The organism is Mycobacterium gordonae, assembly GCF_017086405.1.
Taxonomy (GTDB): Bacteria; Actinomycetota; Actinomycetes; order Mycobacteriales; family Mycobacteriaceae; genus Mycobacterium; species Mycobacterium gordonae_D.
In genome coordinates this window covers 2,345,764-2,371,077 of the sequence record NZ_CP070973.1, presented here as the reverse complement: position 1 = coordinate 2,371,077, position 25,314 = coordinate 2,345,764, and the positions used below count along the sequence as shown (strand labels likewise).

Sequence of the window (25,314 nt, the reverse complement as noted above, 5' to 3'; positions counted from 1 at the left end):
GCCGCCGTTCCGGCGTACCCACACCTGGACGCCGGCAACAAAGGCGGCGGCGATCGGCAACGGCGACAACAGTCAACCGGTGCGGGCAGCATCCGACAACGCCGCCCTTGCCACCGTTCGCCCCGTCGCCGACTTGCCAGCCGCCATGCCCACCAGCGCAGCCGTTATGTTCGCAAACCCACGGTGGGCCGGCGCCTCGGGTACCGCCGGTGCATCAGCCGTCTGACCCCTTTCCGCCTACCTTGCCGAATGCGCCAAGTTCACCCGGGCCGGCGCTTCCGAAAGCGCTCAGCCCGCCCAGACCGCCCTTGCCGCCGAAGCCGCCAAGGCCGCCGAGGCCGCCCTTGGCCGCTATGGTGCCGGAGCCCGCATGACCGCCGTTACCGCCGTCACCGCCGTCGCCGCCGGTGCCGCCGGTGCCGCCCATGCCACCTGCCCCGTCGCTGCCAGCGTTGCCGAACACACCGCCCGCACCGCCCGCGCCACCGGCCGCGCCCGCTCCGCCGTCGCCGCCGTCACCGCCGAATCCGCCATTGCCGCCCAAGCCGCCATTGCCTCCCGGGTAACTCGTGCCGATGGTGGTGCCGATGCCGCCGTTGCCGCCGTTGCCGCCGTTGCCGCCGCTGGCGCCGTGCGCGCCATGCCCGCCGGAGCCGCCGGCGCCACCGAGTCCGCCGCCGCCGCCGTCTCCGAAGAGGATCCCGCCGCGACCGCCGGCGCCGCCGGCGCCACCAAGTCCGCCGGCGCCAGCGTTGTTGGCGGCGTTACCGCCGAGGCCGCCGTTTCCGCCGAGTCCGCCTGGCAGCGTCAGGCCCGAACCGACGTCTCCAGTGCCGCCCTGCCCGCCGGCGCCGCCGGGCGCGCCGGTGCCGCCGTTACCGCCATTGCCGCCGATCCCGGCAGCTGAAGGCGGAGCTTTTGAATCTATGTACGCCGTCGTGGTTCCGGCCGCTCCGCCCGTGCCGCCGACACCGCCGGGCGCGCCGACGCCGCCGTTGCCGCCGTTGCCGCCCGCGCCGCCTACTACTTCTCGCGGTGAGGTGCTGCCGTTGACGGCGGCGCCGCCGGTGCCGCCCTTGCCGCCGGGTGCGCCTGGACCGCCATTGCCACCGGCACCGCCATGCTGACCCACGGCCGCGTCGTCTTGGCCGCCGGTAACCGTGCCGCCGGTGCCACCGATGCCGCCGGCCTGTCCGTCAGCGCTGCCACTGGTGCCATCGCCCCCGGGTGTGCCGACGAAACCGTTGATGCCGTCGGTGCCGTCGGCGGCGGCAGCTACCGGTGACTTCCCGACGGGGTTGACGCCGTCGGCGCCGGTGCCGCCCACCCCGCCGGCTCCGCCCGACCCGCCGTGCCCAAACAACCCGCCCGCATCGCCCCCGGCGCCGCCGCGGCCGCCGGTGCCGCCTTGCCCGCCGATGGTGCTCGCTGCGATGCCCGTACCACCAGCTCCGCCGCCGCCGCCGGTGCCGTAAACCGCGCCACCGGTGCCACCGTTGCCGCCGTTACCGCCGGCCCCACCGGCCCCACCGGCGCCACCGTCGCCCCACAGCTTGGCGTAACCGCCATGACCACCACTTCCGCCGAAACCGGCCGTCCCGGCGATCCCGCCGGCACCGCCTGCCCCGCCGTTGCCGTACAACAAGCCCCCGGTCCCACCGTTGCCTCCGGCCGCACCGGTGCCACCGGTGCCACCTGCTCCACCGTTGCCGATCAATCCCGCCGCTCCGCCGGCACCGCCGGCCTTGCCGATTCCTCCGGAACCACCGCGACCACCATTGCCATAAAGCAGCCCGCCCGGCCCACCGGGCAGCCCCGATCCTGGCGGGGCGTCGATGCCGTCACCGATCAGCGGCAGCCCGAACAGCAGTTTGCCGGGTGCGTTGATGGCGCCGAGTACCTGCTGTTCGGTCATTTGTAATGGCGACGCACCGGAAGCTTCGGCGGCCGCGTACGAGGCGGAAGTCGTCGCCAGATGTTGCAAGAACTGATTGTGGTAGCTCGCGATCTGCGAACTCAGCGTTTGATAGTCCTGCCCATACCCGCCGAACAGCTCTGCGATGGCCGCGGACACCTCGTCGGCGCCTGCCGCGAGCAGCTCGGTCGTCTGCGCGGCCGCGGTCGCATTGGCGGCTGTAATCGTTGACCCGATACCGGCTACCTGCCCGGCGGCTGCACTGACGGCCTCCGGCGCCACGAGTAGGTACGACATGATGTGCCTCTTTCCTAGGGGACGTTCAGGAGGTATGCGATCACTCTAGACGTGATGTGACGGATTTGTCAGTAAAGAGGCAATCGTCATTTTTGAGGCCCGGCGCCACCTGCCCGTCTCCCAGACAGCCCTCGTTGACGGATTGACCGACCAGATCGCGTTCTGGCCGCGCTCGACAACAAGTCGGGCACCATCCGCACCCCGTATCGGGGGCACAAATTCGTACGAGACACGAGCTCCCAGGCCATGCCACTCTCAGCCCGCCCACCCCACGACCAGCGGCGCATTACCCCAGATCACTGGCACCGTCTAGGGACCGAAGTTGGGGGACGAACACGTAGCCGCCAGCCTGGCTGGCCCGCTACCCCGCCCGGGTTGTTGCCCACACCGCCGCTGTCGGTCGCGGTGTGGATGATCTCACCACCAACAGAAATCAGCATGCAATCAAACCGCGAATCTTGCCTGACGCTTTGCTCGTATATGACACTATCGTCATTAAACAAGGAAAGGTTCGGGTCTTGGTGATGGTGACCCGCGTGTGTGCTCGTGAGTCGCCTGCGCGATGCGCCATACCACGACCTGTCGCCTGCCCCGTGGCGTTTTATGGACGAAAGGCAATGACATGGCGTATCTAGTGGTGGCACCGGACCTGATCAGCGCGGCGGCCGGGGATCTGGCCGGCATCCGCTCGCTCGTGGAGGCCGCGAACGAGGGGGCAGTCGCCACCACAACAGACTTGCTGGCGGCCGGTGCCGATGAGGTGTCGGCGGCCGTCGCAGCTTGCTTCGGAGCTTATGGTCAGGCGTACCAATCCTTGAGCGCCCAGGCTGGGGCGTTTCATTCCCAGTTCGTGGCCGCGCTGCACGCTGGCGCCGGATCCTATGGGGCCGCCGAAGCCGCGGCTGCCTCACCGCTGCAGAGCTTGTTAGACGCGATCAATACGCCCATTCAAGCGGCGACCGGGCGCCCCTTGATCGGCGACGGCGCCAACGGGGCCCCGGGCACCGGAGCGGCCGGCGGTTCCGGCGGTTGGTTAGTCGGAAACGGTGGAGCGGGCGGGTCTGGTGTGCCCGGTGTCGGCGGGAAAGGCGGCGCCGGCGGGGCCGGCGGATTGATTGGCAACGGCGGGGCCGGTGGGGCCGGTGGGTCCTCGACAGTCGGCGCCGGCGGGAACGGCGGAGCCGGAGGTAACGCGGGACTCATCGGCGCGGGGGGTGCCGGCGGTGCCGGCGGACTCTCAACGGTTGCTGGTGCCAACGGCGGGTCGGGTGGCGCTGGCGGCAACGCAGGAGCGTTCTTCGGCGGGAGCGGTGCCCTCTTCGGCGCGGCGGGCGTCGGTGGCGCGGGCGGCGCCGGCGGGTCGGCAGGTTCTGGCGGCACCGGCGGCACCGGCGGCGCCGGCGGGGCCGGTGCACTTCTTGGCGCCGGCGGCACCGGCGGCGCGGGCGGGTGGGGCAACGGCGGGGACGGCGGTGCCGGTGGCGCCGGCGGCGTCGGTGGCCTGTTCGGCGCGGGCGGAGCTGGCGGTGCCGGCGGGTACGGACTGGGCGGCACCGGCGGTACCGGCGGTGCTGGCGGGGCCGGCGGCCTGTTCTCCGGGGGTGGGTTATTCGGCGCCGGTGGAGCCGGCGGCGCGGGGGGAACCGGCAGCCTCGGTGGGGCCGGCGGGGCCGGCGGCAACGCCGGCTTGCTCTCCTTCGGCGCCGCAGGCGGTGCGGGCGGCGCTGGTGGCGAAAGCACGCTCAATAGTGCGGGCGCGTCCGGCGGAGCCGGCGGGGCCGGCGGTGACGCAGGCCTACTCTTCGGTGCCGGTGGCAACGGCGGAGCCGGCGGGTTTGGAGTCTCCGGCGGCGGGACAGGAGGGACAGGGGGCAAAGCAGGTCTGGTGTTCGGTTCCGGCGGGGCCGGCGGAGCCGGCGGTGCTGCCACCGACGTGATCTTGGCCGCAACCGGCGGAGCCGGAGGGGCCGGCGGCGCAGCCGGCTTGATCGGCAACGGCGGAAACGGAGGCAACGGCGGCGCCAGCGCGGCGGCGAGTGGCGCTGGCGGGGCCGGGGGCACCGGTGGTAACGGCCTCCTGATCGGCAACGGTGGCAATGGCGGCAACGGCGGCAGCGGCGCCAATACCGGGGCGACTGGCACCGGCGGCGTCAGCGGGTTACTGCTGGGTCTTGACGGATCCAATGCCCCTGCCAGCACGTCGCCGCTGCACACCCTGCAGCAACAGATACTCAACGCGGTCAACGAGCCCGTACAGATAGTGACCGGGCGCCCCCTGATCGCCAACGGCGCCAACGGTGCCAACGCTGCTGCCGGGACCGGGTCCGACGGCGGAGCTGGAGGGTGGTTATTCGGTAACGGCGGCAACGGCGGTGCCGGGGCGGCCGGCCCAGACGGGTGGGCCGGCGGCGCCGGCGGCGCCGGTGGAATCCTCTTCGGGGCCGGTGGCGCGGGCGGGGCCGGAGGAGACAGCACCTCGGTCACGGGCGGAACAGGCGGGGCCGGTGGGGCCGGCGGCAACGCCTTCCTGAGCGGAGCCGGAGGTACTGGCGGCGCTGGCGGATACGGCCTTGCCGCCGGCGGCGACGGCGGAGCCGGCGGAAACGCCGGTGCACTCTTCGGCGCCGCCGGGGGTGGCGGCGCCGGCGGATTCAGCACCCTCAACGGCCCAACCGGTGGAGCCGGCGGTAACGGCGGGGCCGGCGGACTTTTCTCCAGCGGTGGGACCGGTGGGCGGGGGGGTCTGGGCGGCATCATCGCTGGGGCCGGCGGGGACGGCGGTGCGGGCGGCCTGTTCGCCAGCGGCGGAACGGGCGGTACCGGGGGCGCGTCCACCTCCGGTACTGGGGGCGCAGGCGGGGCCGGCGGGGCCGGCGGATTATTGAGTGCCGGCGGCTCCGGCGGTGCCGGCGGATTCGGCATCACCGGCGGCGCCGGTGGAGCGGGCGCCGAAGCCGGCATGCTCTCGCTGGGCGCCTCCGGTGGGGCTGGAGGCTCCGGCGGCGAGGGCGCTGGCACCGGTGGAGTCGGTGGTGCCGGCGGAGACGGCGGACTGCTGCTGGGTTACGGCGGTGCCGGCGGTGCCGGCGGATTCGGTCGCTTCGGCGGCGGGGCGGGAGGGACCGGCGGTGACGCCGGCAAACTCATGGGTGATGGTGGCGCCGGCGGCGCCGGGGGTGCCGGCGGCACCTTCACTGGTGCCACCGGCGGAGTCGGCGGTGCCGGGGGCAGGTCCGGGATGGTCGGCGACGGTGGCGCAGGCGGCGCCGGGGGGGCGAGTGCCGCCCCCAGCGGTACCGGCGGTGCCGGTGGCAAGGGCGGGGACGCTGCCCAGATCGGCAACGGCGGCAACGGCGGCAACGGCGGCACCGGGACAAGCGCGGGCAGCCCCGGCATCGGCGGCAACGGCGGGGAGCTGTTCGGTTCCGACGGCGACAGCGGTTCGTAGTCACCGCGCCCCCACCGCATACGCAGCAGTAGAGAGCCGCAAGAACTCTCAGCTATGCACTGAGCGGGAAACTGTGGCGGTTTGATCGGCTCGCGGCAAGTTCACCGTGCCGGTGACGAGTACGAGCGGATCCGCCGCTGGCGCAGGAAGCCGTTGTGTTGCGCCCGCGTGGTCGGCTACCTGTCGGGCAGCGTCGCCCTGACTTATCGCTCCCTGGTAGATCAACCTCGCAGCCGACAGCGGGCCCGTCACGGTTACCCGGCCAGACATGCGAATCTCCCTCAGAGTTGCTAACGAATGGCTCGCCAGAGTCGGTTTACCCAGCGTCTCCTCACCACTGTCTACTCGAGAGTTCGGACTACGCTCGCACGACGCGTCGAGGCAGGTGCTGGAAGTCCACGTGTTCCTCCGCCGATCGGCGAGGTTCTGGTGGCCGCCGTTCTGGACCGTGTTGCGCGGCGGCTTCGGGGCGTTTGCTTCGTTCCTGCCTGGCCTTGTTCATGCCGCGCCTTGTTCCTGCCAGGTTCGTCGGGCCGACAGACGCAACATCCACGAATACTTCATGCCCCGAAGTGAGCAAAACGTCTTAAAGTGCTCAGCAACAACGGGATTGGAGAACTGGGGCCCGTCGAACCGGCGAGCGGTCAGAGGCGGAAAGTCACCGACCGGTCAGCCGCGGCACGCTCGGCGAGCGAATCATGGAGCTTGCGCGGTCACCAAGTTCGACAATCAGAATTAAATGAAGTATTATTCGTTACTGATTAAATACTCAAATATGGGCCGTCCAGCGCTCTCCGTCGGCTTCAGCGGCGAAAAACGAGAAAGTGGGGAGTAACAGATGACTGGCCATCGGGTCGTCCTCATCACGGGCACGTCGTCGCAGCGGGGTTTGGGATATGCCACCAGCCGCGTACTGGCCTCCCGCGGCCACACGGTGTACGCAACGGTACGAGACATTCAAGAAGCGGCCGATGTCGCCGCCGGCGCGGGTCCGGGCCGTGTGGTCGTGCGAACGCTCGACCTTCTCGACCGGGCGGCCATGGCCCCCTTATTGGCCGAGATCATCGCGACCGAGGGTCGCATCGACGCGATAATCAACAACGCCGGCTACGGTGTCATCGGCGGTGTGGAGCAAGTCGAGCTGGACGTGGCCAAAGCGAGTTTCGAGACCAACGTCTGGGGAACCATGAGCCTGGTTCAAGAGGCGATGCCCCTGTTGCGACAGCAAGGTCACGGGCACCTGCTGTTGGTGTCGTCTTGCTTTGTCGCGGGACTTCCGACCGTTGCGATGGGCTATTACCTGGCCGCAAAGGCGGCGCTTGAAACGCTGTTCTACAGCTTGGCTGCAGAAGCGGCGCCGTTCGGCGTCAAGGTGACGTGTTTCCAACCGGGACCGATCATGACCGACTTGCGCCGGGTGTGGGGCGATCGTATTCCCCCCGGCGGTGACCCGCGGCCGCAGCTGGTCGACGACTTATACAACTACGTAACCACGGCCGCGCCCGCACTGCAGCAACCGGAAGAGGCTGCTACGGCGCTGGCCGACCTGATAAGACACGACCCCCCGCTGGCCGCGGCGTCCAGCCCGGACTCCACAGCATACGCGGCGCGAGCATTGCGTGATTCCAACCGCTTTGCCGAGTTCTCGCAACTTCTTGCGGCAACCAACAGCCAAGCGCCTAACACGGCGATGTGACTCCAATAGCCCAGTGCGACGCTTCGTTCCAGACAGCCTGCTGATCGTCGTTGTTGCGGCGATCGTGCTGGCGCTGCTGCTGCCGGCGCGAGGCGCCGTTGAAACCGCAGTCAACGCGATGACACGGGCGGCAATCGCGGCGCTGTTCCTTCTTTATGGATCGCGGATGTCGCCGCACAACGCGCGGCAGGGCCTGAGTCGATGGCGACTACACGCCTCGATCCTGGCGTGCACGTTCGTTCTGTTCCCGGCCCTTGCGATCACAGTTAGACTGCTCGTTGCGCCGATCGTGTCAGGTCCGGTGTGCGTCGGACTGGTCTTTCTGGCTGTGGTTCCCTCGACAACTTTGTCTTCGATCGCATTCACCTCGATTGCGCGCGGCAGCGTCGGGGACGCAGTCATCGGCGCGTCGGCGTCGAATCTGTTGGGAATTGTCCTGACGCCCTTGTTGTCGTTCCTGTTGATACACAACAGTATCCACGCGCGACTGGACGGCACGGTCGCAGCCGAGATCGCGCTGCAACTGCTGCTCCCATACCTGCTCGGCCTGCTATTGCGGCCCCTGCTCGCACCACGGCTGGCACGCCACGGCAAGCAGGTCACCTTCCTGGAACGCACGGCGCTCGCACTCGTCGTCTACGCGGCGTTCATTACCGGCATCGAAGCACAGACGGCACGGTCCTCGGCCCTTGTCGTGGTTGCCCTTTGCTGTACAGCGTTATTCACCGCGATGCTCGGTTTGACCAAGGGCCTAGGCGCGGCCCTCAAATTGGCGCGCGATGAGCGAATTGTATTGGTGTTCTGTGGAACCCAAAAGAGCATGGCGACCGGGTTGCCGTTGGCGCTGGTCTTGTTTCACGGGCCGCAGATCGGGCTGACACTGCTGCCGCTCGTAGTCTATTACCAGCTGCAGATCGTGGCTGGCAGCCGAAACGCCGCGCGTTATGCCCGCCACCGGACCATTGCGGACAGCAGCGCTGCTGTTTGAGGACAACCCACAAGCCCGCAAGGTCACCTGCGTAGCAGCCGTCCGTCATCTCTAGCGGGTGCGGGATCGGCGAACGTTCACCTGTTGCGCGGCCGGGCAACGCGGTGATACCCAATGACACCAGTCGGTCCCCGACACAGCGAAGCACCCCCGACGCGGCGCCGCAGGCCGGGGCTATCGGCCGCCAGCGGTCTCGCGTTTGACTGCTTCAACTGTATAGGTCAACGGAATCCGGTCACGATCTCTTGCGAGGATGAATTCGCCGTCGAAGTCCGGACTAGGGATCATCGCATCCCCCAACGGATTCCACGGAACTTCGCGATGTTCTTCAAGGGCAGTGACCACCAGTCCGGCGTCGATGAGAGCGGTGAAGATCTCGCCGAGCCCATGGTTGAAGTGGATGATCTGGGGTGAGGCGACACTCCCGGTCCCGGCGTAGGTGTCTTGCTCGATGAAAAGCGTTCCCTCAGTTTCAAAGTACGGGTATTCGATGACCAATAGCCCGTCGGGCCGTGGATCGCTCAGCGACCACAAGACCGGATGGCCTTCCCGCATGCACAGTCGCCCGCCCGGCCGGAGCAGGCTGGCCACAACATCGGCCCAGCGGCGGACGCAGGGAATCCAGCACAGCGCGCCTATGCCGGTGTAGACAAGATCGAAACCATCAGCGCCGAGTGCGTGTACCGCGTCATAGACGTCGGCCTCGACGAATCCGATATCAGCCCGAGCACGCACAGCCAGTTCCCGGGCGGCACGCAGCGCGGCCGGGGAAAAATCCAGACCCACCGTCGATCGTGGCCCCAGCCGCGACAACGAGACCGTATCGGTGCCGATGTGACACTGCAGATGCACGACATCGAGCCCGTCGAGCTGACCCAGCCTCGGCAGGTCGTAGCGCACTTCCGCAGACAAGAACCCGGGATCGTCGAAGCTGCCGACGTCGTACCCTTCGGGACCGGTGTGCAGCGGCACGCGTGACTCCCAATTCGCCAGATTGAGGTCGCGCCAATCGGCACGCGCCGGCCGTTGCCTCACCAGACCCTCACGAAAGGATTCCGTGAGCATCGCTTCGCAATCCCATTCGTACCCGCCGGCGAGCGGCTCTCATACTGCGTGGTCATGTGGCGGGTCCGGTCATGCCGCCGCGACCCAGGTCGATGGCTGGTGTGCTGCCCGCGGCGAACTTGATTATCAAAGTGCAGTCATGTCAACTCGGCGAATCCTCGCGATGCCGGCAGCCGTACTGCCGCCAGTAACTGACTCAGTGCGTCAACGACCAGTGGCATGGAACATATTCTGCGGGCTTCATCGACTGACATCCCGAACATCTTGAGCAGGTCTTCAGCGATCTGGTCGGTCGATTGGGCCGCGTCACGACCTGGTTCGGCATGTAACAGTTCACCCAAGCCCAGCAGCATGCCGGCGGCGACGACCATCGCCAGGTGTGGGTCTGCCACCGCAAGACGGTCGGCGGCAGCCGCGGCGGCAATGTCGCGCAACGCGCGGGGCGCCAGCCCACGGTCGGCGGAGAGCAAACCCAAGCCGTAGTTGAGGAAGATGCGGCTTTCCGGCTGGCGGAACATCCGCCCAGTCAGCCGGAAGCTGAAAGCAAACCTTTCCGCCGGATCATCGATCGATGCCGTCAGCGAGTCGAGCAACGCCCCGTGAGTATCGAGGATGTCGTTCATTGCCGCTGCGAAGAGCTCGTCTTTGGTGTCGAAATGAATGTAGAACGAGCCGACTCCAACATCGGCCGCCCGACTGATGTCTTGAATCGACACGCTGAGCGTTCCCGCGGCTATGAAGTGTTGGGCAGCGGCAATCAAGGCCGCGCGGGTGCGCTGCGTACGTCGTCTTAGGCGGTTTGGCGGGTGGTACAGGTCAGCCACAGCTCAGCCCCCTATCGCTTGACGGGATCACTGGGAATCAGACTACCCGAAATAGTGAATAAATCTTCACAAACCCTTGACTGACTTAATGTTCGTAAGTGAATATATCGTCAGTATCTAACAGTTGGGAGACCGCCCATGTCACACACCATCGCAGCACGCCCCCGACCCAGGCTGCACGGCCCCCGACCCGGCGAGCACCCTGGACGCGCCGCCAACCCTGTCATCAAAGTGCACGACATCGCTTGGCTGGAGTTCGAGAAACCCGACCTCGAACGCACCGAGGCCTTCGCCACCGCCTTCGGACTTACCGTGGCCACCCGCCTGCCCGACACCCTCGTCCTGCGCGCCAGCAACCCCGGCCCCGCCTGCCTGGTCATCCGACGCGGTCACCAATCATGCCTGCGCGCCGTTGCATTCACCGCCGAGGACGACGCCGACCTGATAACACTGGCCCGCGCCACAGGACGCTGGATGCACCGCCTACCCGAGCACCTCGGCGGCCTAGCCGTCGACCTCACCGACCCCAACGGACTGACCGTACGCGTCGCCGCCGCCACCCGCACCCTCCACGCCCTACCCACACCCACCCCCCACACCCCCAACGCCGCCCACCTTGCCCCCCGCATCAACACCACTCACCGCCCCCCACAACAACCCGCCGCCATCCAACGACTCGGCCACCTCGCCCTCCACACCACCACCCACCACAGCACCCTCACCTGGTACCTCAACACCCTGGGCATGATCGTCAGCGACTTCCTCTACCCCCCCGACCATCGCCAAAACGGACCCACCACCAGCTTCCTACGCTGCGACCGCGGCATGACCCCCACCGACCACCACACCCTGACCCTCACCCAAGCACCCACCAACACCTACCACCACTCCGCCTACCACGTCAGCGACCTCGACACCATCGCCACCGGCGGCCAACACCTCACCGAACACGGCTACCAACACGCCTGGGGAATCGGCCGCCACCTGCACGGCAGCCACCTCTTCAACTACTGGCGCGACCCCGACGGACTACTCCTCGAACACATCGCCGACCAAGACATGTTCGACTGCTCCCTAGAGCCCACCTGGACACCCTCCGCCACCCCCACCCCCACCCAATGGGGCCCCCCACCCACCAAGAACTACACCACCACCAACCGCAAATCCCTGCCCCGCCAAGCACTCTCAGCCATCATCACACCACGAACCACCAACCGCCCCCACCACGCAACGAGACCCACCACCCCATGACAACCACCAACGGGCCCCACCACCATTCAACGATCGCCAGCACCAACTTCCTACGTAACGGCGCCACCTCCAAACCTGCGACGACGCCGATCGCCCACTAACGGACCCCAGCCTCACTTCGGCACTCTTGAAGGAGCCGCTCATGCTAGATCGCCCTAACCTGAAAACACTGACCTCGGGACAGCCGATTGTTCACGCAACGGACAAACTCGTCTCGACGATCACGGCAGCGCGACACTGGCTGCTGGGCGTCCTGACAGTACCGAGCGCGGCGCTGGATGGTGAGACCCTAGCCACCGGAACCGAGCCGGTTGGGCTTTCAAAGTCGATCGAGGTCACGCCCCGCGGAGCGACCCTGGCCGGCAACGCGGCGACTGCCGATTCAACATCTGAGGTGCTGTCATTACTCGCAGCCGTGCAGCACACGGCAGAGCTCGTCGAGCGCCACGAGGTGGTAGTCGACCTGACGCCAACGGCACTTGAGTACCTTGATGCGGCCAACGACACGGTCGTAGACGTGTGCGAAGTGGCGCGTGACGCCTGGTGCTACGCCCACGGCGTGGAGCTGCTGGGCACTACCACCGTGGTGCGGCGCGACCAGAAGGGCGGCAACCCCACACAGCTGGGTATCAGCTGGGAGGTGCCGGTCGGCAACGCCGTCATCATTCCGGATCATGGTATTCCCGGGATGCTTGACAGTTGGACGTGGAATGAGCGCGTGCATTTCTGGCGGCAGCTGTTCGGGCGCTGGCCGAGTGGCCGCCGAGGCCGATTGATCGCGGCGGCCCAGGACGGCCTGGCCAGCGTGACCGAAATCAACCCATCCGGGCCGTACGGCGTCAGCCGCGACCAGCGCGCTACAAGCGATCCGTTGGAGCAGCTTGCGGAGCACAACGCGGCGCGCCTGCGTTCGTTCGATCCACCGGCAATGCGACGCCGCCACCAATTGGATGGGCCACGAGAATGCGACGACTCGACGCCGCGGAATTCACCGTGAAATTGGTCGACAGATCAACCCGGCACTTCACCGGTAGCCCCTAATGGGAGTCGATCAGCGTGTCCTTGACGGGATCTAGCTACATCGCGTGACGTCCAAGGCAGATCTCGCTGTCGCAGACAAGATCAATCCACCTAGTGCCGCCGACGATGAGACAGGCACAGCGAAAGGGCCGCCGCAACAACGGATATAGCCGGCGATTGCCGCACGGACCTACCCAATTGGTAACCAAAACACCCATCCGCGCGATCAAAACATCAGCTCAAGGAGCTACACAACGCCCCGGCAACCAATCTCAGCCCGACTTGCCCGGGTCGCCGTCGGCGCCGGCCGCACCGAAACCACCCGCATTGCCATCTTTCCCCGCGGTGGGCCCCCCTCCGCCATGTCCACCCGCACCGCCGATACCGCCCGCACCACCGTGACCACCCGCACCGCCTGCGCCCGTGTCGCCTGAGTGGCCAATCATCCCGCCGGCACCACCTGCGCCGCCGACGCCGCCGTTGCCGCCAGTGCCGCCGGCACCCCCGCTGCCACCGTCGCCGCCGTCGCCGCCGACCGCGGCGTCCGTACCGACACCACCGCCCTTCGCGCCATCGCCGCCGCCGCCCCCAGCGCCGCCCGCAGCGCCGACGCCGCCGGCACCTCCGGTACCCCCGGCACCGCCGGCGCCGCCGTCACCAATCAGAAAACCACCATGGCCACCGTTACCTCCATTGCCCCCGACTCCGCCGGAGCCCGCGGTATTTGCACCTGCGCCGCCATTTCCGCCGTTGCCGCCGTCACCGCCGGGGCCCGCGCTTCCGCCGGTGACGCCGAGACCGCCGTCGCCGCCCCGCCCGCCCACGGCGCCAGTGCCGCCGTGGCCCCCGTTACCGCCGTTACCACCGCTCCCGATGCCCTTGACCGAGACGCCGATGCCGCCGTCGCCGCCTCCACCTCCTGGAGCGCCGGCACCGCCGTCGCCGCCGTTGCCGCCGTTGCCGCCCCACGCGTTGCCCCCGTTGCCGAAACCATTACCGGCTGTCCCGCCGCTGCCTCCTGGCGCGCCGTGCCCGCCATCTCCCCCGTTGCCCCCGCCACCACCCGTGACGGTGCCCGAAACGTCATAACCGTCGCCCCCGCCTCCGCCATTACCGCCGGCCCGGCCGCTGACAAGGGTGGCACCTCCACCTCTACCCCCGGGCTCGCCGCTACCGGTGGCGTTCGTTGCTCCGGCATCGCCATCAAACGCAGAGCTAGTCGTCTTTTCTCCGGGATTGACCCCCGCCGCACCGGTGGCGCCGAGCCCGCCGGCACCACCGCGACCGCCGTCACCGAACACCCCGGCGTTGCCGCCGTTGCCGCCGTTGCCGGCAGTCGAGCCAGTACCCGCGGCCCCGCCAGCCCCGCCCGCCCCGCCATCGCCGCAGAACGACGCGCTGCCGCCGTCGCCGCCGACTCCACCACCCCCGTTGACGGCGCCGATCCCGCCGCTGCCGCCCGTTCCACCAGCTCCGTAAAGCAGTCCACCCGCTCCGCCTCGGCCTCCGGCTCCCCCGTGGCCGATCGGTCCCGCGGCACCGCCGGCCCCGCCCGCTCCGCCAGCGCCGATCTATCCCGCGGCCCCGCCGGCCCCGCCGTCCTGGCCTACGCCTCCGGATCCGCCATTGCCGCCGCGGCCGTACCACAATCCACCGGCTCCGCCGTCCTGACCAGTACCGGCGTACCGTCGACACCGTCGCCGATCAGCGGGCGGCCCAGCAGCGTTTGGGCGGGCGAGTTGAGGGCGTTGAGGACGTCCTGTTCGAACGTCTTCAGCGACGAGGCAATCGCGACGTCGGCGGTACCATACTCGTCCGCAGCAACGGCCACGGCTGCCACCAAATCGTTGTGGAACGCGACTGCTTGCGAGGTGGCCGCCTGGAACGCTGTGCCGTAGGCGCTGAACAGCGTCGAGATCTGCGTTGACACACGTCGGCGGCCGCAGCCATCACGGCGGTGGTTGGCATGCTGGCCACGACACTGGCTTTGACGACTGCGGAGCCGATGTCGGCGAGGTCGGCTGCTGCACAAGACATCGACTCCGGGGTCGCTATGACAAACGACATTTGTTTCCTTTGCGTTTCACGTTTGCGGTCAGCGTCCGGGTTAACCGGCAGCTACGGGAATTCGAGGCCGTTCAAAAACCCGGACAAGCGAGATCCATAATTCAAGAAGCCGGAGATAGCGGCTTCGTTGAGAATGCCAAGGGCGCTCGTATTGCCAACGCCGGATACGAAGTTGCCGAAGTTCTCCCAGCCGGACCCGTTCATACCAGCGTTTGCCATACCCGACAGGTCCGGACCCATTGAGTTTAAAAGGCCAGAGCTCTGCGTGAAGGCGTTTCCGAAGCCCGAAACAGCACCGTTAGCCTGGTTGAGGATGCCCGAGGCTCCGCCCGTCCCAGAATTGAAGAAACCCGACGACGGCGACGTGCTCGAATTGAAGAATCCCGGGCTTTGTTGCCAGCCGAAGCCTAACGAGTAGGGCCCAAGCACACCGCTGTCGGCTATATTACTGTGCTGCGAGATGCTCGTGTTGATCGCGGTCTGCGGGTTGAGAACGCTTGTTTCGAGCGAAAATGGACCCAAGTACTGAGTAGTGACATGGACCGGAATTGTGACCCACTGCACGCAACCGATGCCCGGAATGTAAAGCACACAGGTCGTGAACTCAAGACTAATGTCTATCGGAAACTCATCGATGGTCAGAACGTCTTGGGTGACGGCGTTGATGCCGCCGTTAATCGGTATTTCGATGTCAGAGCTGAGCTCATAGCTGGTTGAGATTGCCGGAATGGTGCTGGTATATCCGAAGCTGCCCAGCCCCTGGTAGTCTCCACGCCAGAGGAACCCATTGCTGTAATTGCCGAAAATAAAGGCGCCGGTGTTGACGTTGCCGGAGTTAGCAACGCCCGTGTTGGAGTTGCCGGTGTTGAAATAACCAGTATTGTACCGCCCTGGATTGAAGTCCCCGGTGTTATAGGAGCCCGGATTGAAGCTGCCGGTATTTGTGTTGCCGGCATTGTAGAAGCCGGTGTTGAAGTCGCCCGGATTGCCGATCCCGGTGTTGACCAGTCCGGAATTGAAGAATCCCGAATTGACGCTGCCGGCGTTACCGAAACCCGTATTGTAGCTGCCGGAATTTCCGACTCCCCAGTTCCCGGTGCCCGAGTTGAAGAAGCCGAAGTTACCGGTGCCCGAGTTGAATAGACCAATGTTGCCGCTACCTGAATTCCACCCGCCGAATCCAGTCAGCGCGTTGCCGTTGAGCCCGATGCCGATGCTTCCGTCACCGGTGTTGCCGAAGCCGACGTTGTTGTTCCCGGTGTTACCAAAGCCGATATTGAAATTGCCGGTGTTGCCGAAACCGAGGTTCTGTACGGCGGCCGTCAGCAATGGTCCAGAATTACCGAATCCCCAGTTGCCGCTTCCAATGTTTCCGCTACCGAGGTTGTAGCTGCCGCGGTTGCCCGCTCCGATGTTGAGGTGACCGATATTCCCGTTGCCCAGGTTGTAGTCGCCGACGTTTCCGCTACCGAGGTTGGCAGCGCCCAGGTCGGCGCTGCCCAGGTTCCAGGACCCGAGGTCAGCAAGCCCAATGTTGATACTCACGCCGGTAGGGCCATTCCTCATCCACCCGGCAAGGTCGGCGCCGATGTTGCCGAAGCCCGACACGTTCCCGGGCGATGCGGTACTGGTGTTGAGCCAGCCAGACACGGTCTCGCCGAAATTCGCCAGACCGGATAGCCGCGACCCATAGTTTTGGAATCCAGAGTTGCCGACGTCAACAGTGGCGACGTTGAACAAGCCGGAATTGTTGGCGCCGGCGTTGAGGAAACCCGATGTAGTGCCCTGCCCCCAGTTGAGGAAGCCCGAGGATGGACCTGACGTGGAATTCAACAGGCCCGGCGCCGCTTGCAAGTCGAGGAGCGGAATGTAGACCGGGCCGATACCGGCGTTGCCCCCGATGTGTATCCCACTGGACCCGTCCGACGCGCCGAGGTTGATGTCGATAGCCGGCTGGGTGCCGAAGCTTATGGTGATCGGAGTTGTGTTGGGCGCTGAGCTGTCGCCGCCATGGATATAAATGGGGCCGACAGGAGCCGAGACCTGTCCGCTGAGTACCGTGAAATCGAGAATGCCACCGCTCGGTATCTGAGGAATGGTTATCGCCGGAATATCCACATCCGTAATGGTTCCGGTGATCGGGATGTTGATCGGTGCGTCCAAGGTGAAGAACGCGTTTATCTTATCGACAACGATCGTGTAATTTGCCGACAGCAAGCCGTGCCTGTTCGCGCGCCAGAGGACGCCGTTGTTCATGTTGCCGGCGATGAATGCTCCGGTGTTGATGTTGCCTGAATTTGCGAAGCCGGTGTTGTAGTCGCCGGTGTTGAACAGGCCGGTGTTGTAGTCGCCTGGGTTGACGTTGCCGGTGTTCGTGTCACCGGTGTTGTAGCTGCCGGTGTTGTAGCTGCCGGGGTTAGCGAGGCCGGTGTTGACGTTGCCGGCGTTGAACAGGCCCGTGTTGTGGTTGCCCGGGTTGGCGATGCCGGTGTTGCCGCTACCGGGATTCCACCACCCCCAGTTAGCGCTGCCGGTGTTCGCGATGCCGATGTTGCTGATGCCGGGGTTGCCCAGCCCGGCGTTGCCCTGGCCAGAGTTGAAGAAACCCACATTGTTGCTGCCCGAATTGAACAGTCCGATGTTGCCGGTACCGGAGTTGAAGAGCCCGATGTTGGCGCTGCCCGAGTTCAGGGCGCCGAACCCGACCTGATTGTCGCCGGTGAGCCCGATGCCGTAGTTGTTGCTGCCGGTATTGGCGAAGCCGATATTGTTGCTCCCGGTATTGCCAAGCCCCTGGTTGTAGTTGCCCGCGTTGGCAAACCCCTGGTTGTTGTTGCCCAGGTTCGCCAGCCCGATGTTGTAGTCGCCCAGGTTCGCCGTGCCGAGGTTGTAGATACCGTGATTCCCGGGTCCGACATTGAAACCACCGATGTTCCCCACACCCAGGTTGTAGTCACCGATGCTTCCGGCGCCCGTGTTGAGGCTTCCGATGTTGCCGAAGCCGAAATTGCTGTTTCCGAGGTTTGCGCTGCCGATGTTGTAGATGCCGTGGTTTCCGCTGCCGACATTAAGGCTGCCGAGGTCTGCCACGCCGAGGTTGATAATTGTTCCGTTCGTTCCATTCAGGACTCCGGCCAAGCCGGTTCCGATGTTGTTCAGGCCCGAGACACCACCGGCCGTGGCCAAACCGGCGGTACTGGTATTGCCGAGACCTGACACGGTGTTGCCCAGGTTCGCCCATCCTGACTGCAGCGCGCCGAAGTTCTGGATGCCCGAACTGCCCCGCACGCCTGGCAAACCGGTATTGACGAGGCCCGAGTTGTGGCCATCAATGTTCCCGAAGCCAGATGCCGCGCCGGTACCGGAGTTGAAGAAGCCCGATGAGGCAGCGGTGGTCGAATTTCCAAATCCCGGAGCCGCCGGAATATCGAGCAGGACGATATTGGTCGGACCAATTCCGCTTCTGATCGCGATCGGTATCGACGTATCTGCGCCACCGATAGTCACATCGATGAGTGGCAGTTTACCGGTGACGTTGGGAATACTGATCGGTCCGATAGTGAAGTCGGTGATACCCGCGGCGTTGATCTCCACCGCCGGGATCGTGAAGCCGTTCACCCCCAGTTGACCAAGGTCCGCGCGAATAGGGATGTTAACTGGAATGTTCATGTCGAGATTAAGCAAGGGGAATTCAGGAATAGAGATGGCAAGATGCGCACCCCACAGGCCTTGATAGTCGCCGCGCCAGAGGACGCCGTTGTTCATGTTGCCGGCGATGAATGCTCCGGTGTTGATGTTGCCTGAATTTGCGAAGCCGGTGTTGTAGTCGCCGGTGTTGAACAGGCCGGTGTTGTAGTCGCCTGGGTTGACGTTGCCGGTGTTCGTGTCACCGGTGTTGTAGCTGCCGGTGTTGTAGCTGCCGGGGTTAGCGAGGCCGGTGTTGACGTTGCCGGCGTTGAACAGGCCCGTGTTGTGGTTGCCCGGGTTGGCGATGCCGGTGTTGCCGCTACCGGGATTCCACCACCCCCAGTTAGCGCTGCCGGTGTTCGCGATGCCGATGTTGCTGATGCCGGGGTTGCCCAGCCCGGCGTTGCCCTGGCCAGAGTTGAAGAAACCCACATTGTTGCTGCCCGAATTGAACAGTCCGATGTTGCCGGTACCGGAGTTGAAGAGCCCGATGTTGGCGCTGCCCGAGTTCAGGGCGCCGAACCCGACCTGATTGTCGCCGGTGAGCCCGATGCCGTAGTTGTTGCTGCCGGTATTGGCGAAGCCGATATTGTTGCTCCCGGTATTGCCAAGCCCCTGGTTGTAGTTGCCCGCGTTGGCAAACCCCTGGTTGTTGTTGCCCAGGTTCGCCAGCCCGATGTTGTAGTCGCCCAGGTTCGCCGTGCCGAGGTTGTAGATACCGTGATTCCCGGGTCCGACATTGAAACCACCGATGTTCCCCACACCCAGGTTGTAATCACCAACGTTCCCAAGACCGACATTGTTACCGCCGATGTTGCCGTTGCCCAAGTTCCCCAAGCCGACGTTCGCGAGACCCAGGTTCGTCACCAGCGAGCTGGTGGCAACCCCTGACATGTCTACGCCCACATTGGCCAATCCTGAAATAACTGCGGGCGATGCGAAGGGCGACAGGCTGCTACTGGCATTGAGAAAACCGGAAATAGTATTCCCGCTATTGAATGCACCGGACAACATCGCGCCGACATTCTTGTAGCCTGAAAGCCCCGAGCTACCACCACTGAGATTCAGCACACCTGAACTATTGAACCCGTTATTGCCAAATCCCGACACCGTACCCGGTCCGGTATTAAAGAAACCAGACGATGGAGTAGTGCTGCTGTTTCCGAAGCCCGGGGCAGCCGGAATATTGACGATCGGAATCTGGACCGGAAGCAAACTCCCAGCGCCGACAATATCAACCAGCGGTCCCGGCCCCCTCCCGATCTGAAGCGACACATCGGGCATAGTGATGTCAATGTTCGGAATATTGATGGAGTTAACGCGCACCGCTCTCGCCGAAATATCGTCAAAGAACGTCCACTCGATGTTAACCGCAGGAATCTGGAATGCATGGATGCCGAGAACACCCAAGGTTCCGGTGACGGGTACGTCGAAGTAGATCGGGATATGAAGGTGCACCGGGATCGCGGAGTCCGGAATCGTCTCCTCAATGCTTATGCCCCATAAGCCCTGACCGTCACCCCTCCATAGCACGCCATTGCTGTAATTGCCCGAAATGAACGCGCCGGTGTCGACATTGCCTGAGTTGGCGAATCCGGTGTTGAAGTACCCGGTGTTCAGATAGCCGGTGTTGTAGGAACCCGGATTAAACCCGGCCGTGTTGACGTCGCCCGCGTTGAAGCTGCCGGTGTTGTAATTACCGGTGTTGCCGATACCCGTGTTGACCCTACCGGGGTTCAGCAATCCAGTATTGACAGCGCCGGCGTTGAAAAAGCCCGTGTTGGTACTCCCGGTATTACCAATGCCGAAGTTATCGACTCCGGAGTTGCCGATGCCGACGTTGCCGGAACCTGCGTTGAACAGCCCGATATTGTTACTGCCCGAGTTGAATAGTCCCAAGTTGCCGACGCCCGAGTTCAGGGCTCCTAATCCGAACTGATTGTCACCACTGAGGCCGATCCCGAAATTGTTGCTGCCGCTGTTACCGAAGCCGATATTATTGCTACCAGTATTAGCTAAGCCCTGGTTGTAGTTCCCGGCATTCGCGACGCCCTGGTTGAAGCTGCCTTGGTTCGCCAGGCCGATATTGAAATCACCCAGATTTGACAGCCCAAAGTTGTATATACCGTGGTTTCCGGATCCTACGCTATATGTGCCGATATTGCTGTCGCCGACATTGTAGCTACCGATATTTCCAAGACCGTAACTGCCGTTGCCGACATTGCCGAAGCCGAGGTTGTCACGACCGACATTCGCCAGCCCCACGTTGAACGCCGAGGTGCCCGACTGGTCGTCGACGAAGAATCCGGCCAGGTTGCTGCCAGTATTCGATATGCCCGAGACCATGGCGGGGGTGTCGGTACCGGTATTGAACAACCCGGATACCGTGGTACCCAAGTTCGCGAAGCCCGACGCCAGCGAGGCCGAGTTTCTCAGTCCCGAGGTCCCCCCTGCCGCGACATTTTGGAAGCCCGATACGTACGCTCCGAAGTTCGCGATCCCGGATACATTTCCGGAACCGTTGTTGAAAAATCCCGAAGAAGCCGACGTCGTCGAGTTGAAGAAGCCGGTAGACTCCGGAATATTAATCAACGTCCAGTCGACGGGCCCAATGCTTGCCGTCGCAGGAATCTTTATCGTGGTGGATCCGTCGGTCGCGCCGATATTGCCCGAGAATTGCGGGCCACTCACCGTGAGCGGTGACATGGTGACGGATTCGATAAATCCCGAGGCAAAAGGTATTGGACCGATAGGCGTGGTGAAACCGAAGTGCAGATCGTCAAGAGTAATACCGCTGTAGACGGTGTCCGTGAAGCCGGCATTGATGGGGATGTTGAGTGGCAGGTCGATGTCGAGATGTGCGGGTATCTCCGGGATGTGAATGGCATAATGAGCACCGAGCAGCCCCTGATTGTTGCCGCGCCATAAGAACCCATTGCTCATGTCCCCGGTGATGAAGGCGCCCGTGTCGATATCGCCCTGGTTAGCAAAGCCCGTGCTGGCGTTTCCCACGTTATACCAGCCGGTATTGAGATCGCCCCGGTTAGCAATCCCGGTGTTTGTGTTGCCGGCGTTGTAGGATCCAGTGTTGAAGTTGCCTGCGTTCGCGATACCGGTGTTGACGTTGCCGGAATTGAATAGGCCGGTGTTTGTGCTACTGGTGTTCAAGAGTCCTGTGTTTGTGCTACCGGAGTTGCCGATTCCAAAAGAACCATTGCCAGAATTGAATAGTCCGACGTTATTTGTGCCGGAGTTGAAGAGTCCAATATTTCCGGAGCCAGAGTTCAACCCGCCGATACCGACTTGATTGTTGCCGGTGAGTCCGATGCCGTAATTGTTATAGCCGGTGTTGGCAAAGCCGATGTTGTTGCTACCGGTGTTGGCCACGCCTTGGTTGTAGTTTCCCGTGTTGGCGATTCCTTGGTTGGAGCTTCCCAAGTTCGCCGATCCGACATTGAAATTGCCTACGTTTGCCGGCCCGAAATTATAAAATCCATGGTTTGCTGATCCGATGTTGTAAATACCAAGATTCGCGCTACCCAGGTTGTAGCTACCAACATTTGCGCTACCTAGGTTGAGGCTGCCTAGATTTGCGCTGCCTAGATTGAGCTGGCCATCGTCGGCAACACCGAAATTGAAGGTTGTGCCGGTCGAGCTGCGGAACATGCCGGCCAGGTCGGTGCCCACATTTGCGAGACCCGACACGTTGGCCGACGAGAGCATGTCATGCGTGCTCGTGTTGTAGAAGCCCGAGACGTTGGTGCCTAGATTCGCCCACCCAGATTGCAATGAACCGAAGTTTTGAAACCCCGAAATTCCGATCGCGCTCGACATCCCGCTGTTCCATATGCCCGAACTGTCAGCGCCGAAGTTTCCGAAGCCGGAGCTGCGGCCCGCGCCAGAGTTGAAGAAGCCCGAGGATGGGCTGGTGGTCGAGTTTCCGAAGCCGGGCGCCGCTGGAATATCCAGGAACGTGATCGTGCGACTCTCCAGCGCACCGACCACGCTGATGGGTATGGTGACTGCTGGTCCGCCGACAGTAAGCATGACCGTAGGAGTAGTCAAAGTGGACGCGCCCAGAATGACGGGCCCGAAGTAGAACACGTCGTTCAGGTAGTAGTGCCTCTCAAAAATAGTCCCGGCCTGCGTAATCGGCACGGACATGCTGGGAAAGGTCATACCGACGTTTACTGGCACCGCCAGCTGTTGATTAACGGGCAGGTAGGGAGTCGTGTACGAGATGTTGATACTAATTTGTCCCTGATTGTCACCGGTGTGTAAGAGGCCGTTGTTTGAGTCTCCGGTGTTCAGCGCTCCGGTATTGATATCCCCTTGATTGAGTAATCCCGTGTTCATGCTGCCGGGGTTATAGCCGCCGGTATTGGTGCTGCCGATATTGAAGTTGCCGGTGTTCGTATTACCAGGGTTTGCTGCTCCGGTGTTGTAGCTGCCAGCATTAAGAGCGCCCGTGTTGAAGCTACCGGTGTTCGCTATGCCTGTGTTGTAGCTTCCCCCGTTGAGCGAGCCTGAGTTTCCGCTACCTGCGTTCTCGACACCCCAATTCAGCTGACCGGAATTCAAGAGACCAATGTTCCCCGTACCGGAGTTTCCGATTCCTACGTTTCCGGTTCCGGAGTTTAATATCCCAAAGTTTCCCGACCCAGAATTCAATATCCCGGTATTGGCGCTCCCGGAATTCGCCGCGCCGAACCCGAGCTGATTATCGCCGGTAAGTCCGATTCCGATGTTGTTGTTTCCGGTATTTCCGAGGCCGAGGTTGTTCTTTCCGGTGTTAGCCAATCCCCGGTTTGAGATCCCAGCATTTGCAAATCCGATATTTAGGCTGCCGAAGTTGCCGATTCCGATGTTGAAGTTGCCTAGATTGCCTGACCCGGCGTTGTTGCTGCCGATGTTTCCGCTGAGAAAGTTGTTGCTGCCGATGTTTCCGGTACCGAAGATGTTGTTGCTGCCGACGTTGCCGCTGCCGAAGATGTTGGCGCTGCCCACGTTGCCGCTTCCGAAGATGTTGGCGCTGCCGATGTTTCCGCTGCCCAGAAAGTTGTAGCTTCCGACGTTCGCGTTGGCGAGAATGTTGTTTGCACCGTCGTTCGCGAAGCCGAGGTTGAATGTCGATTCTCCGCCCTGGAAGAATCCCGATATATTGGTCCCGGTGTTGAAGCCACCGGAGACGTAGGCGACCGTGCCGGTGCCCCTGGTACTGGAATTGAAGAAGCCAGAAACGGTGTTGCCGGAGTTGTATACTCCCGAGCTCAACACACCTGCGTTGGCGAGCCCAGAGTTGCCGTCGGCCCCTGACGACGAGTTGAAGAATCCGGAATTGTTGACACCGGCGTTGAACATACCCGATTCAGTACCAACGCCACGGTTGAAGAAGCCCGACGAATGTTCGGTAGTCGAGTTGCCGTAGCCGGGACCATGTCCAAACAGCCAGCCTAGATTGTTGCCTCGCCATAGAATGCCGTTGCTCGAATTGCCGCTGATGAACGCCCCGGTGTTGATATTTCCCGAGTTCGCAAACCCGGTGTTATAATTTCCGGCGTTCAGCGCGCCTGTGTTGAACGTGCCTAAGTTCAGGTAGCCAGTATTACTGTTGCCCGGGTTGAAGCTGCCGGTGTTGTAATTGCCCGTATTGCTCGTCCCGGTGTTGGCCAGGCCTGCGTTGAAGAGGCCGGTGTTGGCGGTGCCCGAGTTGCCGATACCGGTGTTGTAGCCGTCTCCCGAATTGCCGATTCCCCAGTTGCCAGTCCCGGAGTTGGCGAACCCGATGTTACCGGTTCCGGAATTGAAGAACCCGATGTTGCCGGTTCCGGAGTTCCAACCACCGAACCCTGCTCCACCAGTGCCGATCAATCCGAGGCCGATGTTGTTATTTCCGGTGTTGCCGAATCCGATGTTGTTGTCACCGGTGTTGCCGAACCCGATGTTGTTACTACCGGTGTTACCGAAGCCGAAGTTGCTGAGGCCCGCGGCCAAAGCGGGACCCGAGTTGCCAAAACCGAAGTTGCCACTTCCCTCGTTGCCGCTGCCGACGTTTCCGCTACCGACGTTGCCCGACCCGAAGTTGAAATCGCCGATGTTGGCGTTGCCGATGTTGCCTTGGCCGAGGTTCGCCAGGCCCAGGTTGCGGAAGGCACCAGCTGCGGCTGGGAAGGCGGCAGCGGCGACTTTGGCAACGTCGATAGCTCCCGCCAAGTTCGGGGGCATGCTCAACGGCGCCAATAGCGGGGCAGCTGCTGAGGCGCCGGCGTGGTAGCCGAACATGGCGTCTACATTTTGGGCCCACATCTGCTCGTATTGAGCCTCCGCGGCGGCGATGGCCGGGGCATTCTGGCCAAGCAGATTTGATACCACCAGCGACATCAGCTGGGCGCGGTTGGCCGCGATGTTCTCCGGCTGCACCGTCGCCGCGACCGCCGCCTCGAACGCGGCCGCCGACACCCTAACCCCGGCGGCCGCGTCTCCTACGTATGCCGCCGCTGCACGCAGGTACTCGAGCAGCGGTGCTGCCGCGCCCGCCATCGCTACAGCGGCAGCACCTTGCCATGCCGAGCCCACCAGGCCTGAAGTAGCCGACGAGAACGAGGTCACAGCCGCGCCTAGTTCGCTGGCCAGACCCTCCCAGGCCGCCGCCGCGCTTAACGTCGGCCCCAATCCGGCGCCGCCGGACAGACGCGCCGAGTTAATCTCAGGAGGCAGCACAACGAAATTCATAGATCGTTCCTCTTTGCCATTCGCGCCTTACAGGCCACGCTGGTATGCATTTCAGGGCACCGCAAATACATGTCGATTATTCATCACGGGGATGCGCAGTTCGCCCTTTTGTGAAAATTGGCCCGCGAATCAAAAAAGACGAGCAATCAGTGGTGAATCTAGCGCGTAACAAAAAATCGTATTCAGTGTTGATGCCCTCCGGAATGCACGGTGGCGTGGAAATGGTTCGATTGCCACCGACAAATACCTGCTCATGGTGCGCAATCGATGTCAGGCAGGGTGTACGGGCAGCTCCGTTCCGATCCGTCCGGGCGCGCCTGCGGG

General features: G+C 63.8%; 9 protein-coding genes and 1 pseudogene. 5 read left to right on the top strand and 5 right to left on the bottom strand.

The genetic code is table 11. The features are described from left to right. Positions 1-214 precede the first annotated feature (214 nt). Positions 215-2,212 carry a PE family protein gene (locus tag JX552_RS33275; protein WP_205877213.1) on the bottom strand — a complete coding sequence of 666 codons (1,998 nt, stop codon included), beginning with the start codon at positions 2,210-2,212 and terminating at the stop codon, positions 215-217. 622 nt (positions 2,213-2,834) lie between these two features. Between JX552_RS33275 and JX552_RS10205 the strand changes: the two genes are divergently transcribed. The 3 genes from JX552_RS10205 to JX552_RS10195 all read left to right on the top strand — a co-directional run bounded on the left by JX552_RS10205 (position 2,835) and on the right by JX552_RS10195 (position 8,344). Further along, a complete protein-coding gene (locus JX552_RS10205) occupies positions 2,835-5,660 on the top strand; it encodes a PE family protein (protein ID WP_205877212.1) in 2,826 nt (941 codons plus the stop codon). Positions 5,661-6,498: 838 nt separating this feature from the next. Beyond that, complete coding sequence (locus JX552_RS10200; RefSeq protein WP_205877211.1) at positions 6,499-7,356, top strand: SDR family NAD(P)-dependent oxidoreductase; 858 nt, start codon at positions 6,499-6,501, stop codon at positions 7,354-7,356. Between the two features lie 13 nt (positions 7,357-7,369). Continuing rightward, positions 7,370-8,344: a bile acid:sodium symporter gene (locus JX552_RS10195; RefSeq protein ID WP_205877210.1), complete on the top strand. Its 975-nt coding sequence runs from the start codon at positions 7,370-7,372 to the stop codon at positions 8,342-8,344. 174 nt (positions 8,345-8,518) lie between these two features. On the opposite strand, the gene JX552_RS10190 is transcribed toward JX552_RS10195, so the two are convergent. Next, complete coding sequence (locus JX552_RS10190; RefSeq protein ID WP_241010996.1) at positions 8,519-9,316, bottom strand: class I SAM-dependent methyltransferase; 798 nt, start codon at positions 9,314-9,316, stop codon at positions 8,519-8,521. Between the two features lie 230 nt (positions 9,317-9,546). Beyond that, positions 9,547-10,233 carry a TetR/AcrR family transcriptional regulator gene (locus tag JX552_RS10185; RefSeq protein ID WP_205877208.1) on the bottom strand — a complete coding sequence of 229 codons (687 nt, stop codon included), beginning with the start codon at positions 10,231-10,233 and terminating at the stop codon, positions 9,547-9,549. A 138-nt stretch (positions 10,234-10,371) separates the two neighbouring features. Here JX552_RS10185 and JX552_RS33270 point away from each other — a divergent pair, with 138 nt between their 5' ends. After that, positions 10,372-11,484 carry a VOC family protein gene (locus JX552_RS33270; protein ID WP_205877207.1) on the top strand — a complete coding sequence of 371 codons (1,113 nt, stop codon included), beginning with the start codon at positions 10,372-10,374 and terminating at the stop codon, positions 11,482-11,484. Between the two features lie 127 nt (positions 11,485-11,611). Further along, positions 11,612-12,481, top strand: coding sequence for a hypothetical protein (locus JX552_RS10175; RefSeq protein WP_205877206.1), 870 nt, complete (start codon positions 11,612-11,614; stop codon positions 12,479-12,481). 295 nt (positions 12,482-12,776) lie between these two features. Here the strand turns inward: JX552_RS10175 and JX552_RS34070 are convergent. Continuing rightward, positions 12,777-14,571 (bottom strand): annotated as a pseudogene (locus JX552_RS34070) (PE family protein). A gap of 51 nt (positions 14,572-14,622) precedes the next feature. After that, positions 14,623-24,990: a PPE family protein gene (locus JX552_RS10165; RefSeq protein WP_205877205.1), complete on the bottom strand. Its 10,368-nt coding sequence runs from the start codon at positions 24,988-24,990 to the stop codon at positions 14,623-14,625. Between the last annotated feature and the right edge of the window lie 324 nt (positions 24,991-25,314).

Excerpts from the sequence above, each read along its gene's own strand:
- JX552_RS33275 (WP_205877213.1), bottom strand. The coding sequence starts at position 2,212 with ATGTCGTACCTACTCGTGGCGCCGGAGGCCGTCAGTGCAGCCGCCGGG.
- JX552_RS10205 (WP_205877212.1), top strand. The coding sequence starts at position 2,835 with ATGGCGTATCTAGTGGTGGCACCGGACCTGATCAGCGCGGCGGCCGGG.
- JX552_RS10200 (WP_205877211.1), top strand. The coding sequence starts at position 6,499 with ATGACTGGCCATCGGGTCGTCCTCATCACGGGCACGTCGTCGCAGCGG.
- JX552_RS33270 (WP_205877207.1), top strand. The coding sequence starts at position 10,372 with ATGTCACACACCATCGCAGCACGCCCCCGACCCAGGCTGCACGGCCCC.
- JX552_RS10165 (WP_205877205.1), bottom strand. The coding sequence starts at position 24,990 with ATGAATTTCGTTGTGCTGCCTCCTGAGATTAACTCGGCGCGTCTGTCC.